This window comes from Peptostreptococcus anaerobius 653-L (genome assembly GCF_000178095.1).
In the GTDB taxonomy this organism is placed as follows: domain Bacteria; phylum Bacillota; class Clostridia; order Peptostreptococcales; family Peptostreptococcaceae; genus Peptostreptococcus; species Peptostreptococcus anaerobius.
The window spans coordinates 137,313-153,656 of the sequence record NZ_ADJN01000043.1 but is presented as its reverse complement, the minus strand read 5'-3'; the positions used below and the strand labels follow the sequence as shown (position 1 = coordinate 153,656).

General features: G+C 34.4%; 12 protein-coding genes. 8 read left to right on the top strand and 4 right to left on the bottom strand.

What is annotated here, in order from left to right; translation table 11 throughout:
• Positions 1 to 29: 29 nt before the first annotated feature.
• Positions 30 to 998 carry an LCP family protein gene (locus HMPREF0631_RS05070; RefSeq protein ID WP_002843835.1) on the bottom strand — a complete coding sequence of 323 codons (969 nt, stop codon included), beginning with the start codon at positions 996 to 998 and terminating at the stop codon, positions 30 to 32.
• 263 nt (positions 999 to 1,261) lie between these two features.
• The gene (locus tag HMPREF0631_RS05065) at positions 1,262 to 2,308 is read right to left on the bottom strand and encodes an LCP family protein (protein WP_002843798.1); all 1,047 of its coding nucleotides are present in this window, start codon (positions 2,306 to 2,308) and stop codon (positions 1,262 to 1,264) included.
• A 180-nt stretch (positions 2,309 to 2,488) separates the two neighbouring features.
• On the opposite strand from HMPREF0631_RS05065, the gene HMPREF0631_RS05060 reads away from it, so the two are divergent.
• From HMPREF0631_RS05060 to HMPREF0631_RS05040, 5 genes are all read left to right on the top strand, one after another.
• Positions 2,489 to 3,277: an HAD family hydrolase gene (locus tag HMPREF0631_RS05060; protein ID WP_002843786.1), complete on the top strand. Its 789-nt coding sequence runs from the start codon at positions 2,489 to 2,491 to the stop codon at positions 3,275 to 3,277.
• A gap of 33 nt (positions 3,278 to 3,310) precedes the next feature.
• The gene (locus tag HMPREF0631_RS05055) at positions 3,311 to 4,297 is read left to right on the top strand and encodes an N-acetylmuramoyl-L-alanine amidase family protein (protein ID WP_002843791.1); all 987 of its coding nucleotides are present in this window, start codon (positions 3,311 to 3,313) and stop codon (positions 4,295 to 4,297) included.
• A 163-nt stretch (positions 4,298 to 4,460) separates the two neighbouring features.
• Complete coding sequence (locus HMPREF0631_RS05050) at positions 4,461 to 4,724, top strand: HPr family phosphocarrier protein (RefSeq protein WP_002843837.1); 264 nt, start codon at positions 4,461 to 4,463, stop codon at positions 4,722 to 4,724.
• A 153-nt stretch (positions 4,725 to 4,877) separates the two neighbouring features.
• Positions 4,878 to 6,593: a phosphoenolpyruvate--protein phosphotransferase gene (gene ptsP, locus HMPREF0631_RS05045; RefSeq protein WP_002843718.1), complete on the top strand. Its 1,716-nt coding sequence runs from the start codon at positions 4,878 to 4,880 to the stop codon at positions 6,591 to 6,593.
• Between the two features lie 621 nt (positions 6,594 to 7,214).
• Positions 7,215 to 7,871, top strand: coding sequence for a hypothetical protein (locus tag HMPREF0631_RS05040; RefSeq protein WP_002843749.1), 657 nt, complete (start codon positions 7,215 to 7,217; stop codon positions 7,869 to 7,871).
• A 173-nt stretch (positions 7,872 to 8,044) separates the two neighbouring features.
• On the opposite strand, the gene HMPREF0631_RS05035 is transcribed toward HMPREF0631_RS05040, so the two are convergent.
• Both HMPREF0631_RS05035 and HMPREF0631_RS05030 read right to left on the bottom strand, forming a co-directional pair.
• Positions 8,045 to 9,223, bottom strand: a complete 1,179-nt coding sequence (locus HMPREF0631_RS05035) for a cation:proton antiporter (protein WP_002843796.1) — start codon at positions 9,221 to 9,223, stop codon at positions 8,045 to 8,047.
• A 160-nt stretch (positions 9,224 to 9,383) separates the two neighbouring features.
• Positions 9,384 to 10,382, bottom strand: a complete 999-nt coding sequence (locus tag HMPREF0631_RS05030) for a hypothetical protein (protein WP_002843719.1) — start codon at positions 10,380 to 10,382, stop codon at positions 9,384 to 9,386.
• Between the two features lie 329 nt (positions 10,383 to 10,711).
• Here HMPREF0631_RS05030 and scfB point away from each other — a divergent pair, with 329 nt between their 5' ends.
• The 3 genes from scfB (at position 10,712) to recJ (ending at position 16,343) form a co-directional block, all read left to right on the top strand.
• Positions 10,712 to 12,085 (top strand): thioether cross-link-forming SCIFF peptide maturase, encoded by a 1,374-nt coding sequence (scfB, locus tag HMPREF0631_RS05025; RefSeq protein WP_002843771.1) that lies wholly within the window; start codon positions 10,712 to 10,714, stop codon positions 12,083 to 12,085.
• Positions 12,086 to 12,124: 39 nt separating this feature from the next.
• A complete protein-coding gene (locus HMPREF0631_RS05020) occupies positions 12,125 to 13,792 on the top strand; it encodes an ABC1 kinase family protein (RefSeq protein WP_002843730.1) in 1,668 nt (555 codons plus the stop codon).
• Between the two features lie 103 nt (positions 13,793 to 13,895).
• A complete protein-coding gene (gene recJ / locus HMPREF0631_RS05015) occupies positions 13,896 to 16,343 on the top strand; it encodes a single-stranded-DNA-specific exonuclease RecJ (RefSeq protein WP_002843850.1) in 2,448 nt (815 codons plus the stop codon).
• Position 16,344: the final 1 nt, after the last annotated feature.

Below are 16,344 nucleotides of genomic sequence, written 5' to 3'. Positions count from 1 at the left end.
TGATATTTATATTGAATAATGAGAGCTGCCTAATTTTTGTAGTCTATATCATTGTAGATAAAGTCTTTTAGGAAAGAAACAGAAGTAGGGTCAAACCTTATTACCCAACCATGTGATCCGTATATACCGCTAGTAGTGTATTTTGGATTATCGACTAGTGGAAACTCCATCTGCTTTATATTAGATATATCCTTAGTCATGATACTAAGTCCATACTTGATAAGTTTCATTGTGTCCATATTTGTAGTTATATATGGAGCGGCAGTTTTTAATATAGATAGATATTTAAATTTTGATGTAGCCTTTAATTCCTTCATAAGGCTAGAAAGTATCATTCTCTGCCTGTTGTCCCTACCAAAAGCACTGTCATTATGCCTGATCCTTGCAAATGATAGAGCCTGGTAACCATTAAGCTTTTGGATTCCACTTGACTTGACTAGCTGCATATCACCCTTGTCTTGACGTGTATCCCAAGAATATGTTTCAGGTATAAACTTGTTTAATTCATTTATATCATGGTCCTTGACCTCTACAGTAACGCCGCCGACTGCATCAATTATTGCCATAAACGATTTAAAGTCAATTGCTACAAAGTCATCTATATCTATGTCAAAATTATCTTCCACAGTTTTGATTAACAATTTTTCCTTACCAAAAGCATAGGCATGGGTAAGTTTTGACTTGCCATGATCGTCTATATTTACTAGGGTATCTCTAGCAAGAGATGTTATTTTAACATCATCATGAATAGAGTCAATACTCATAATCATAAGTGAATCACTTCTAGAAACTTTGTCTCCTGGACGTGCATCTGAACCCATTATAAGGATATTTTTAATGCCATCCTTGTGAGAGTGACTGTATTCAGTTAAACTACTTGTATCAATGTTCTTGTCGTGGATTACTCCAGATATCTTAAATGTTAAAAAATAAGCTATGATTGGAATAACAATGACCATTACTAAAAGAAGCTTTATTATTCTTCTAAGTGTTTTCATATTATTATATCCTTTCTTTTAATTGCCCTAAGTTTACTATAGAAAGGTTAAGTTAACCATAAATATAAATTAAAAACCACCTGAAGCTCAAGTGACTCTCAAGGGTTAGATCTAAAAATCCAACCATTAGGAGTGCCTAGAGCACAGGTGGTTTAATTGTAAATTTTAGAGTAGAGCTATGGATTACTTGAACTTATCTAGCTACGATGTATTATTCAAATTTAGCTAATAATATATCATTCAAATAATATTGCTCAACTAATCTAATAACCAACGTTAGACATATACTCAGGGTCGTTTATATACTGGGTAGTTTCTCCAGATTTTTTCCATTCCTGAGTTGCCTTTTTAATCGTATCAGCCGTTGGTTTAACATTGTCGAATATGTATGAGTGAAGCAGCTTTACTTCATACTGTTCAAACGGTATTACATATCCTGATGCAGGAAGCCTTACTTCATTTTCAGGGTGAAGAGGGAACTGCATAGTATCTAACTTGAGATCTCCAACTTTCAATATATCCATACCCAGATATAATATATCTTTTGGATTCATATTTGTCTTAACATATGGTTTAACTGCATCTAATAAAGCTGGATACCTGGTGATAGAAGTTGATTTTACCTTTTGCATTATAGCTTCTATTACCTGCCTTTGTCTATCATCTCTTTGCATAGTACCGTCGTTATGTCTTATTCTGGCAAATGCAAGAGCCTGATATCCTAGGAGATGATGTTTACCAGCTGTTTTTACATACTGGATTTTATTATCTCTATTTTTCTTATCCCACTTGTGACATTCTGGTATAAACTTGTTAAGTTCTCCAATTTCTTCTTCTGTAACAGTCACTTCAACGCCATCAAGGGCATTTATAATATCAATAAATGAGTAAAAATCGACTTTGGCATAGTTCTGAATATCCAATTTGAAGTTTTGCTCGATGGTATTTATCAATAATTCTTCCTTACCATATGCATATGCATGGGTAAGTTTTTCGTATCCATGTCCCTTTATAGCGACATAGGTATCCCTTCCTAGTGAAGTCAGTTTTAGTTTGTTATTTTTAGTGTCGACTGTCAGTATCATCATCGAGTCTGATCTAGAGACTTCTTCTCCTGGTCTAGCATCACTACCGACAAGCAAGATATTGGTAATTGCATTGTCATATTTATAGTTTTGTGAAGCCAACATAGAGAAATTACCATCTACATTCATAGCCTTTAGTTTTGAGTACATCAGGCCTACAAATACAGCTGGTATGGTCAATACTAGAACAAGTAGAAAAATAACAAATTTTCTAAGTCCAGACAAGTCCTCACCTTCCTTTCTTTAAAATCACATATATATTATATTAGATATGATTACTATAGTAAATACCATATATAAAATTTGATTATTTATTTTGACTAGGTGTTTATATGGAAATACAGGGTATTAATATGGTATAATAGAATAGATTATGGAAAAATTGTAATGAAATAGGAGGATTAGATGATAAAATTTGTAGTGGTAGATATGGATGGTACTTTTCTTGATGACAACAAGCAAAAGAGTCCAGAATACGAAAGGGTTATAAGGGAGCTATTGAATAAAGGAGTCAAATTCGGCGTAGCTAGTGGTAGACAGATGGCTAGCATAAAGAAGGAGTTTCCTACTTTAAAAGATGACATTGTATTTATAGCTGAAAATGGAACTCTAGTAGAATATGAAGGCGAAATAATCCGTGAAGAATGCATGACAGCTCAGGTTAGAGATATGATATTAGATAAGGTAGAAAAACTTGAAGACAAGAAGACTATATATTGTACTAAAAACTGTACTTATGTAGATGACCTATCGCCTGAGTCAATGGAAAACATTAGAAAATACCTTCCAGCATATGAGTATATTGATAGTTTTAGGAACTTAGATTTACTACCACTTAAGATATCTGTATATTCACCAAATGGGCATGACAAGGATATAGAAGAAATATCCGAATTAGTCAGCGATTGGGCCAAGGCTTGTACATCAGGTAATGAATGGTTGGATATAATTCCTAAGGGTGCAAATAAGGCTACAGGTATAAAGGCAGTAGCAGAAAAAATGGGCATAAGCATGGATGAAATTATGGCCTTTGGTGACGAGATGAATGATTTTGAAATGATGACAAGTGTTTATTACTCATATGCAATGGACAATGCTGCTGACGAAATCAAGCAAGTGGCTAGGTTTACAGCTCCTAGCAATAATGAATACGGTGTAATACAAGTGATAAAAGAAAGATTTAATATCGACTAAAATGGATATATATAAGATAGATGGCGGTGTAAAATGGCGAAAAGAAAGAGGATTAATAAGAAAAAGCTTATATTTGTAATTCTTGTACTTGTCTTTGTTTTATATTTAGTATTTAGGATAATATCTGGCATAGGCAACTTTATAGAAAAGAAGAGGAATCCAGAACCAATACCAAGGGTTAAAACTGCAGAGGAAATACAAGAGGAAGAAAATAGAAAAATAAATATAATAATTGATCCTGCCAAGGGTGGTAAAGAAAAAGGCTTGGTTGGCTTCAGGGGAAGTCAATATGAAAAAGACTTGAATTTAGATATAGCCAAGTTGGTTGAAGCCAATTTATCAAAGCATTCAGATGTAAATGTTAAATTAACTCGTAGTTATGACAACTCAATGACCACTGCGGAGAGGGTTAAGTTTGCAAAGAAAAACAAGGGTGATATCTTGGTATCTATCATGATAAATGCCCAAGGTGGCAGCAACGAAGCGAGTGGTATGGATGTATACTATTCAAACCCAAACTCTGCATCAATAGCCCAAAAGTCTATTATCGATGAGGAAAATCAAAAAAATAATAGCCAATCTAATAATGGCAAAGTTGCAGATAAATCTTCAGACAAGATAAATGATAAAAATTCCGATGACAAATACGGTCAAAAATCTACAGACAAAGATAAGGATATAGGTGACAACAAGGGTCAGGATGATAAGACTGGTGATACCAAAAATAATGTAAGGCAAGAATTGTCTAAGTCTATGGCGGAGCAAATACAGTCTACCAGCCTATCTTTTGTACAATTTAAAGACAGGGGCATTAGAGAGGCTACATATGATATACTTGGGTATGCCGAGATGCCATCTGTAATTGTCCATACAGGTTTTATTACCAACAAGGAAGACGTAGAGATATTAGAGACCCCATCTACAAGGGAAGAATTGGCCAATGGAATAAGTGAGGGTATATTGAGGTTTATAGATCAAAACCGTAAAAACATAATAAAAGACAGGATAAATTTTAGATAGATAATTTTATGAATATAATTCAAAAAGATATGGAAAATTTCCCGTTTTTAGAGTAAAATATAATTAGCGAGATTTTTTAAGTCCAACTAGGACACAAAACGACCAATGGGTCATTAAATGATAAAGTAAAAGAAATAATTTGAATTTAAATTGGAGGTAAATTATGGAAAAGAATGTAACAATAATCAATGAAACTGGTCTACATGCAAGACCTGCAAGTATGTTTGTAAAGAAGGCATCAGAATTTAAGTCAAGTGTTGAATTGATACACAATGGCGAAAAGGTAAACGCTAAGTCAATAATGGGTATAATGAAGCTTGGACTAGCTAAGGGTACAGAAGTGACAATAGTAACTAATGGTGAAGACGAAGAACTAGCACTAAACTCAATGGTAGAATTAGTTGAAAACGGTTTCGGTGAAAAATAGTCTATTATGGATGTCAGGAGTTAGTCTCTTGGCATCTTTTTTATGGATAGTTATTATTCGTAAATACTGATTATTAGGTGAACTGTTTAATGGGGTCATATATAGTTTTATAATTATGGAGATTGACCCTTGCTTAAATTGGAGGAATTGATTATGGAAATAAAAGGTATAGGAGCATCTCCTGGTATAGCTATAGGTAAGGCACTTGTTTTAGAGCACAAGGAGATGGTAATTGAAAAGAAAGAAAATGTAAATGTAGAAGTAGAAGTTGAAAAGCTAAACTCTGCTGTAGATATATCAAAAAAAGAATTAAGTGCTGTCAAGGAAAAGGTAGCCAAGGAATTAGGGGAAGAAGAAGCTGAAATATTCGGTGCCCATCTATTGGTTCTAGAAGACCCTGAATTCATAGGAGAGGCAGAAAACAAGATAAAGAATGAATCATTAAATGCTGAGTATGCCTTAAATGAAGTAAAGGATATGTTCGTTTCTATATTCGAGTCAATGGATAATGACTACATGAGGGAAAGGGCAGCCGATGTAAAGGACGTAACGAATAGGGTTCTTAGACATATACTAGGCATTAAGATAATAGACCTTTCAAACCTAAGTGATGAGGTAGTTCTAATAGCCCATGACCTTACACCATCTGATACAGCGACTATGGACAAGAAAAAAGTTCTAGGATTCCTAACAAATATAGGTGGTAGAACATCTCACACTGCTATAATGTCTAGGACACTAGAAATACCTGCTATAGTTGGTCTAAGTGATGTCACTGACAAGGTTAAGGATTCAGATATGATAGTATTTGATGGAGACAAGGGTATTGTAATTGTCAGCCCAGAAGAAGATGTTGTAGCTGAATACCAGGAAAAGAAGAGAATATTTGAAGAAGATAAAAAGGCTCTTGAATTATTAAAGGGTCAGCCATCTGTAACAACTGATAAAAAGCACGTTGAACTAGCTGGTAATATAGGTACACCAAACGACCTTGAAGGTCTAATCAACAATGACGCAGAGGGTGTTGGACTATACAGAACAGAATTCTTATATATGGATAGTGATGAATTCCCAAGTGAAGAAATACAGTTTGAAGCCTACAAGAAGGTTCTTGAAGGTATGAAAGGAAAGCCAGTAGTTATCAGAACACTAGACATAGGTGGAGACAAGAAGCTAAGTTACTTTGAGATGGAAGAGGAAATGAATCCATTCCTAGGATACAGGGCTATAAGACTATGCCTAGATAGGACAGATATATTCAAGACTCAGTTAAGGGCCTTATTTAGAGCTTCTGTTTATGGTAAGTTAAGAATAATGTTCCCTATGATATCTTCACTTGAAGAGCTACTAGCTGCTAAGGCTATATGTGAAGAAGTGAAGTCTGATCTTAAGGCAGAGGGATTAGGATATTCAGATGATGTAGAAATAGGTATGATGATAGAGATACCATCAGCAGCTGTAATATCAGATCTACTTGCAAAGCACGTTGATTTCTTCTCAATAGGAACAAATGACTTGATCCAGTACACTTGTGCAGTTGACAGAATGAACCAGAAGATATCTTACCTATACAACCAGTTCAATCCAGCAGTTCTAAGACTTATCAAGATGGTAATCAAGAATGCTCATGCTGAAGGTAAGTGGGTAGGTATGTGCGGTGAGTCAGCTGGAGACCAGATGATGATACCAATACTTCTAGGATTTGGACTAGATGAGTTCTCAATGTCACCAATCTCTATATTAAGGGCTAGAAGGCTGATAAACTCAGTATCAGAAAAAGATATGCAGGCTCTTTCTGACAAGGTGTTAGAATTTGGAACAGCGAAAGAAATAGAAAGTTATATGAAGGACTTTATTGCTAGAAGGTAATTAAGTTGAAAAGATAGATTTAAAAGATAACAAATTAGATGTATTGTATTCTAATAAGTTAAGTCAAATATGTATGTATATTTTAGCGTTGGTAGTTATGGGTTTTGCCATAAGGTGAAACTTAGCATACCAACGCTATTTTTATGAAGACCAAGATTGGATTTGGTTTTGAGCGATTAATACCAAAATTGTATTTGGTTTTTGGTAATTACTCTTCATCGAAATAAGACGGGTTGAAAATAAATAGTAGTCATATATATGATAAATGACTTATATATCTTGTCTTTGCGAACATATAAATATGGGTATAATCATAAAAAAGTATTTAAACAAACTAAAAAACACAATTAGTATATTACATATAAAATAAATGACCTACAAATATAGTGGGACACAAAAAGTACAACTAAAATTTTTTTGGTATTTATATTTAATAAAATTAACTCAAATTGCCAAATTATCAATATTTACAAAAAATATATGGTGGGACACTTTTGTTTAACGCTTTCCCATATGAAAATATCTTGCTTAAAGCTATAGACGAGCGCACATAAATATGTTATTATTTAATTGGAAATCAATTTCCTAGATAAAATAAAATATGTGATGGAGGATTTTAGTATGTTAGGAGATATTGTTAGATATAACTTTTTTGCCTTGGATGAAGCTGATAAGGAAACTTATTCATTAGACTACGCTGTAGTATTGGATATTGATGAAGCGAAGGATGCTATAAAGATCCTGCCAATAACTAATAAGTTCTGCAAGGATTCAATAGAATCATTTTGTATAGGACATATACCTGGATTTATGGAGATAAAGAATGAAGGGTATGTAAGCAATAAGCAGTATGTTCGTTTTGATAAAATAATGGATGTTCATGAGAGTGAATTGATACCAGTACATATACAGGATGAATATGGTATGATACATAAGAATGACAAGGGAGATGCTATATCTGTAGCCCTTACTGAAGACCAGTTAGAGAAAATAGTTAAGAAATACAGGATATATGAAATAGGAGAAGAGAGGAATTTAGTAAACTTACTTTACAAGTCAGACGCAAAATTCCAGTTAGCTAAAGATGAATGCGACCTAGATATTATATCAAGAGTCTGCAAAAAAGAAATGCAGAAATACAGGGAATATAATCATGAAGGAAGAAAAGTAGTAGTATTCTTTGTAGATGGTAATCGTTACTCAGTTATAATGAATGAAACTGACAATCTAGATATAGATATGAGAAACAAGGACTTGAAAATGGCCCTAGGTTTCTAAGTTGCTATCACGTTTTGTTTACAAAACTACCATAATCACTTAAAGTAAAAACCTGTGGGTCACCACAGGTTTTTGCTTTATATTTGTATAAATATTTGATTTGATAGATAATCCCTTGTTCCTACTAGATATGAAAGTTAATAAATAATCGTGTATTTATTAGTATTCATTAGCTAGGAGTTCTGGGTCTTTTTTAGGTACAGGGTCTTTTTAAGTAATATAGGAGTAACAATCGTAGTTACAACTACCACTAGTATAATAGGTGAGAACATATGCTTGTCTATAAGACCAAGGTGGAATCCCTTTTGTGCAACTATAAGGGCTACCTCTCCTCTAGACACCATACCAATACCTATATTCAATGATTCGAACCTGTCATATCCACATATTCTAGCCCCTAATCCTGCGCCCAGTATCTTAGTTATGATGGCTACTACTAGCAGGATCATTGAGAAAATAACTAGCTCTTTAGTAAAGTTGCCTAGTTCCGTTTTAAGACCTATACTAGCGAAAAATATAGGTGAAAAGAATAGGTAAGACATGACATTGGTTTTCTTGATAATCTCGTTTCGTATACTAAACTTAGAACATATCATACCCACTAGGTAGGCACCAGTGATATCTGCAATACCTACATATTTTTCTGAAATATAGGCTACAAAAAATACAAATGCAAGTACATATACAGAAATACGCCTTTTATCTTCCTTAAAGTCCAAAAATCTTGCTCCAAAAACTGTTATTAGAGACAGTATAAACATACATATAAAATAAATAACTATTTTAATAATTACAGTAGAAACGTGTATGTTTGAGTCCTTAAAACTACAGATTATACTAAGTACAATAATTCCTATAATATCATCCACTATAGCGGCTCCAAGTATGGCATTACCTATACTAGAATTAGCATATCCAAGCTCTTTTAGAGCCTCTATTGTTATGCTGACAGAAGTTGCAGTAAGTATTACTCCTATAAATATAGCCATCAATAAATCCTGCTGGTTACCTGGATTTAGATGGAAGAACCACATATAGGCTATAGAGCCACCAATCAATGGTATAATCACACCGAATAAGGCTATTAAGAGATAGGATAAACCTTTTCTTTTTAACTGGCCTATATCTGTATCAAGACCTGCCATAAACATTAGTATAATAACACCAATCTGAGAAACACTATCCAAAAAGCTAGTGTCATGAACAATGTTAAATGCAGCGGGTCCTATTAAAATACCTGCTACAAGGGCACCAACTACTTGGGGAAGATTTATTTTCTCAGTAATACTTCCAAGAAATTTCGTGGAAATTAAAATAATAGAGATACTTAATAAATATGAATAATCAAGCATACTAACCTCCTATATAGTTTTGAAAAATTTGAATTGTACACAATATATCCATTATAACATACAAGTGCGAATTATTGAATTAAATAGAAAAATTAAACAAAAAAACTTTTACCAAAATTTGAATAAAAAAATCCCCCAGATTAAATCTAGGGGATAGGTATTATCTTGAATAGTAGGCAGCTCTAAATGCACTTATAAATATTGCTCTTGCTTCAGAGACCTGACTTCCTTGTATAGGATTGTCGCCTTCTAGATCATCGAATAACTGACCTGCAGTCTGCTCTATCTGGGCTTCTGAACCACCACTCTGTTTGAAATTTGCACCTGCACTATAACCTGCAGATTTAATTTCATTTCTGATGCTGTTGTTTAGGCTTGATACCTTTGGAACAAAGCCCTGTGAATCATTTGATCCTGAACTACTTGAGTTGCCTGGTTTTGTCCTGCTAGTGCTAGAAGAATCACCTGAATTTCTGCCTCTGTCTGATCCACTTCTGCTGTTTGAATCATTGTCTCTGTCCTTGTCATTAGACTTATTGTCTGAAGAGTTATCAGAGTCCTTCTTGTCCTTGTCCTTATCTTTGTTGTCTTTTTCTGCTACTTCAGTAACTAAATCATCCTTTTGATCTTCTGTCTTAGGTGATTTACCTCTTACCTTTTCTACATCCTTACGTATCTCATCCATCAAGTCCTTGAACTTTTTGAAGTATTTGTCATATTCTTCTAGGTCTTTTTTATACTTATCAGGATTTGAAACTACGTCCTCAGCCATTGTTTCAGATACATCATACATGTCAACTAGTATCTTTTTAGCATCCTCCAAAGGCTTGTACTTAGGTTTTACACTAGCAAGTAGTGTAGTTCCATTCTTGATGGAGTCTTTTGCAGCTATAGCATCACTCTCAAGATTACTGTTATTGCTTACATCACTAAGAGTTTTTAGGTTATTTTTTAAGTCATTGTAGTATGACAAGATTTCCTTGTATTCTATTACAACTTGTTCTACATTATCTTTCGTTATCTTAGTTATATATTCAGTTTTTTCGGTCTTTGTTTCTGATTGTTTTTCTGTTGTTTTCTTACTTGGGCCACAAGCAACAGCTGATACTGATATCGCTATAGCCAAGGAAGAAACAAGAAACTTCTTTAACAATTTCAAATTTACTCACCTCCATGATTATATAAACCTTATTATACCATAAATATATAGATTTAAAAACACCAAACTGGAAATTAGACAAGACACTACTTATTTGATTAATTTTAAAGCTAAAGCATAGGTTAGAGTGTTAGACCTATAATGTTGGCGATATAGGTAGAATATTTTTTTATATTGTATACAATTTGTGGTATAATAAAATGTAAAGCTGATTTGTAAATTTTTATATATTATTATACAAGGTAGACTTTAAATTTATACTATAGGATTTCTATAGTATAGGCGAGGCATTATACAATTTATAAAATATAACAAGGGAGGAATATATTTTGAAGTTGATACACAAGTACAATATGAATGGATACAATATCGTAGTAGACGTGAATGGCGGTGCTGTACACGTTGTAGATGATGTTACATATAGAGTCTTAGATTATTATGAAGATAAGAAAGTAGAAGATATAGTAGACCTACTTGCTGGAGAGTTCTCAGAGGACAAGGTGAGAGAAGCTTATGAAGAAATTGAGGGACTTGTTGAAGAGGGGCTATTGTACTCAGAAGATGAGTATGAGTTCCATCCTAGTTTTGTAAACAGGCAGCCAGTTGTCAAGGCACTCTGTCTAAACGTTGCCCATGACTGCAATCTAAAATGTAAGTATTGTTTTGCCAAGCAGGGCGACTTTGGTGGTAAAGCAGAACTAATGCCACTTGAAGTAGGTAAAAAAGCTATAGACTATTTGATAGCCAATTCAGGAAGTAGAAAGAACCTTGAGATAGATTTCTTTGGTGGTGAACCACTTATGAACTGGGAGGTAGTCAAGGCCCTAGTAGCCTATGGTAGAGAGGTAGAAAAACCAGCAGGCAAGAACATAAGATACACAATAACAACAAATGGTGTCCTACTTGATGATGAAAAGATAGACTTTATAAACGAACATATGCATAATGTTGTCCTATCACTAGATGGTAGAAAAGAGGTAAATGATGGAATGAGACTTACCCTAAATGACAAGGGCAGTTACGACCTTATAGTTCCTAAGTTCCAGAAACTAGTAGCACAGAGGCCAAAGGACAAGTACTACTATGTAAGAGGTACATTTACTAGAGACAACCTAGATTTTTCGAAGGACGTAAATCATTTCTATGATCTTGGCTTTGAACTTACATCAGTTGAGCCGGTTGTTGATGATGAGACAAACCCATTTGCCCTAAGAGAAGAAGACCTACCAAAGATCTTTGAAGAATATGAAAACTATGCAGCTGAACTAGCTGAGAGACAATTAAAGGGAGAAAAAAATAAATTCTTCCACTTTACGATAGATCTAAACCAGGGTCCATGTGTAATCAAGAGGATTACAGGTTGTGGAGCTGGTAACGAATATATATCTGTAGTTCCAAACGGAGATATCTATCCATGTCACCAGTTTGTAGGCAAGGAAGGATTTATATTAGGGAATATAAATGACGAAGAGATAGTTATTCCAGAAAATATAAAGAGCATGTTTAGGAATGCCCATGTATATAATAAGGAATCATGTAAGAAGTGCTGGAACAAGTTCTACTGTTCAGGTGGTTGCCACGCAAATGCCATCAACTTTAACGGAGATATCACAAAGCCATATGACTTGGGTTGTGAGATGCAGAAGAAGAGAACAGAATGTGCAATTATGATCCAGGCTAAGCTTTTAACTGAGGGAGAATAGGCATTACATAATAGTACCAATAAAAAGTAGGTGAGATATATGAGAGTCAGCTATAAATATCTAGGAAGATACAGGGAAATTGCAACCGTACTCATAAAGTACGGTTTTGGTTTCATTGTAGACAAGCTAAATAAGGAGTCTGTGGCGGGAAATGTGACTACACATGGACCGGGTTCTAGTGTCAAAAAAATGACTACAGGTCAGAGGTTGCGTTTTGCCTTTGAAGAACTCGGACCTACCTATATCAAGATAGGGCAGATTATAAGCACCAGAAAAGATTTATTTGACGATGATATAATTAGTGAACTCTCAAAGTTAAGAGATGATGTTGAGCAGTTTGATGACTATATAGCCATGGACCTACTGGACAAGGAGCTAGGAGTAAGCAGAAAAGAAGTCTTTTCGTATATAAGTGAAAGCCCAATAGCTGCAGCGTCAATAGGTCAGGTCTATAGTGCAAGGTTAAAGGATGGTACAGATGTAGTTATAAAGATACAAAGGCCTAATATAGAATCGACTATAAAGGCTGATATAGAAATCTTAAAGAGGCTATCATCCAACCTTGAGTTCCTAAAAAAAGAATGGAATGTAGACATATACGATCTTATCTCTGAGATGGAGATGCAGCTAGTAAGAGAGCTTGACTACAAGTTTGAAGCAGTCAATGGTACCAAACTTAGAAATATATTCAAGGACAGCAAGGAAGTATTTATACCTAGGATATATGATGAATACACTACTAAGAGATTGTTGGTAATGGAAAAGGTCAATGGCCTATGCCTATCAGATATATCTAGTCATAAATTATCTGATGACAAGAAGAAAAAAATAGTCGACATAGGTGTGAGGTCTTTTTTTAGGCAGGTTATGACTTGTGGATTTTTCCATGCAGACCCACATCCTGGAAATATATTTGTAATGGACGATATGAGGTTGGCATATATAGACTTTGGAATGGTCGGCCTGATAGATGATAAGACACTAGGCCAACTCAACCAACTTATATTGGCTGCTACAGATAAGAATGTAGACAAGATAATAAGGATACTGGCGGACATGGATGCGATTAGCAAGAGTTCAAACGATGAAGGTTTAAAAAGAGACTTACTATATCTTGTTCACTATTATTTTGATATACCTTTTGACAGGCTGAGGATATCTGAAGTACTGGATGAAGCCTTTAGGTTTATGAGAAATCACAGGGTATCACTTCCGTCACAACTAGTTATACTAGGCAAGACAATGATTACCCTAGAGGGGACGTCAAGGGGGCTATACAAGGAGTTTTCAGCTGAGACAATAGCTAGTTCATATATAAGATATTACAAACATGAAAAGCTTGACATAAGGAGGAATATCAATAACCTAAAATCAGGTTTTGATGAATATTATTTTGATTTAGTATCTGTACCGGGCCAACTCAAGAATATTATAAGCATACTTGAGAAAAATGAGCTAAAGCTGGATATAGGAGAGATGAGATCTCCAAAGATAGAAGAAAATATCAGAAAGTTTACGACTCAGGTTTCAATGGCCATAATGTTGACTGCTTGCATAGTTGGTTCATCCCTTATACTTGCATCAGAAAACATACAAAAGTCAAGGACAATAAAATTTGTTGGTATATGTGGTTTCATTTTATCGTTCATCATAGGGCTTGCCCTAGTATTTCTGATATTTAAGAATAATTACCATAGAAAAGACTAGCAAATAATCAGATTAATTAAAAACTAACTTATAACAAGATTAATTAAAACCAACTTATAACAAGATCAATTAAAACTAACTTATATGGAAAGAAGATATAACAATGAAAAATTGGATAGTAAAGAGCCTAGGCAGGTCCAAGGGCAATGAAGTTACTAAAAAATTTAATATAAATGACAATATTGGTCAGATACTTATAAATAGGGGCATAGAGACAGAGGAACAACTAGACCTTTATATGCATCCAGACCTTACTAGTCTTAGGGATCCATTTCTTTTGAAGGACATGGATAGGGCTGTTGACAGGATCAAAAGAGCCATATCAAACAATGAAAAAATATGTATATTTGGAGACTACGATGTAGATGGGGTATCATCCACATCAATACTGTGCCTGTATTTTGAATCTATAGGTTATCAGGTGGAATTTTATATACCAAATAGGCTTGAAGAAGGGTATGGTCTAAATGATGAAGCTATAAGACAGATTGGTCAAATGGGAACAGACCTGATAATAAGTGTAGACTGTGGTATCACATCTGTAAATGAGGTAGAGACAGCTAGGAAACTTGGAATCGACGTTATAATTACAGACCACCATGAGCCACAGGAAAAACTACCCCAGGCCTATGCGGTTATAGACCCCAAAAGAGAAGATTGTAGATACCCTTTTAAGGGGATTTGTGGATGTGGTGTTGCCTTTAAGCTAATCCATGCCCTTAGTGGTGATAGAGACTTTTACAATAATATAAATAGGTACCTTGAGATAGTTGCCCTAGCTACCATATGTGATGTTATGCCAGTCCTAGATGAAAATAGGATAATAGTCAAAAATGGACTGGAGATAATGGGAAGAGGAAACAATATTGGTATGAGGGAACTTTTGGGTGTATGCTCAATACTAGACACAAAGATGAAGAGTTCTCATCTTGGCTTTGCTATTGGTCCAAGGATAAATGCATCAGGAAGACTTGGCTTTTCTAGGTTGGGTGTAGAGTTATTTACATCCAAAGATCCACAAAAAGCTAGGTTATTAGCAGAATCCATGAACTTAAAGAACGAGGAAAGACAGATGGTTGAAGCCAAGATACTCATGGAGGCAGAGGCTATGATTGATAGAGACTCTAAGTACCAAGAGGAAAAAGTAATAGTATTGGCAGGTCATGGCTGGCACCATGGAATAATTGGTATTGTAGCATCAAAGCTTACAGAAAAATACTACAAGCCTACTGTACTACTTTGCATAGAAGATGGTGTAGCTACTGGTTCTGCAAGGTCTATAAAGGGATTTGACCTATTCAAGGCCATGAGCGAATGCAAGGATCTTATGATGAAGTTTGGAGGTCATGAACAGGCTGCAGGTCTTACTATGGCAGAAGGAAATATTCAGGCCCTAAGGGAGAGAATAAATGCTATAGCAGATTATGAACTCAAAAAAGAGGATCTTATAGAGAACATAAATATAGAATTTGAACTTGAAGAAGATGCAATAAGCCTTGACCTAGTCAAGGACCTACATATACTTGAACCATTTGGTATTAAGAATCCAACGCCGTATTTTATGGTTAGGGATTATAAGGTAAAGAAGGCTTACCTGATAGGCAAGGATAAAAACCACCTTAAACTCTCTATTGAAAAAGAATATACATATGACTGTATAGGATTTAATATGGGCCACTTGATGGACAAGTTTTCTGTTGATGATAGGGTAGATATTGTATTTCAGTTGGATGAAAATACCTTTAAGGGAAGAACTACAGTTCAGATGCTTATAAAGGACATTAGACTATCCAAGCCGGATAAGATATACAAGCATAATAATATTTTAAAAGTCCAGTCAAAAATAGTAGATTTTGATGGTTTATCATCTATAAATGGGTATAAACAAGAAAATAAAACTTCTTGCGATACTATAGGTAGATTTAGAGACATGTTTAAAAGAGATACGTCAAGAGATATTGAAATATCAAATAAGATTGATGATGATACTCTTGTTATAATAAATACTATAGAAGGTTATTTTAGGGCTATGTCAGATATTAACATATCGAATAGTGAAAAAATAAAACCTATATTCCTTTCAAATATTGATAAAACCTATTCAAAAGTATATAATAAAATTGTTATCTATGACTACTTTGATAATATTAAAGAAGTAGACAAATTAGAGGGGATATTGTTAGCTGATACAGAATTAATTTTTAATATGGATGAGTTAGATTTTATATACCAAGCGAACAAGATAAAGGACTTGGAGTTCTCTAGGGATTGCTTTGTAGATATATACAAGAGATTGGCATCACAAGTAGAGTTAAATGTCAAGTTATCTAGCTTTGTAGCAGCTACTAGGATTTCATTTACCAAGCTGGTATCTATACTTAGGGTTCTTGAATCAGAGCAGCTTATATCCTATGAAATAGATTATGATGAGGGCATATTTAAAAATATTATGCTCCCAAAACCAAAGAATAAATTGAATTTAGAGGACAACAGACTTGTAAGGGGACTGGAGTCTTTGATTAATAATTTTAAGACTAGCTATGGTATGTAGC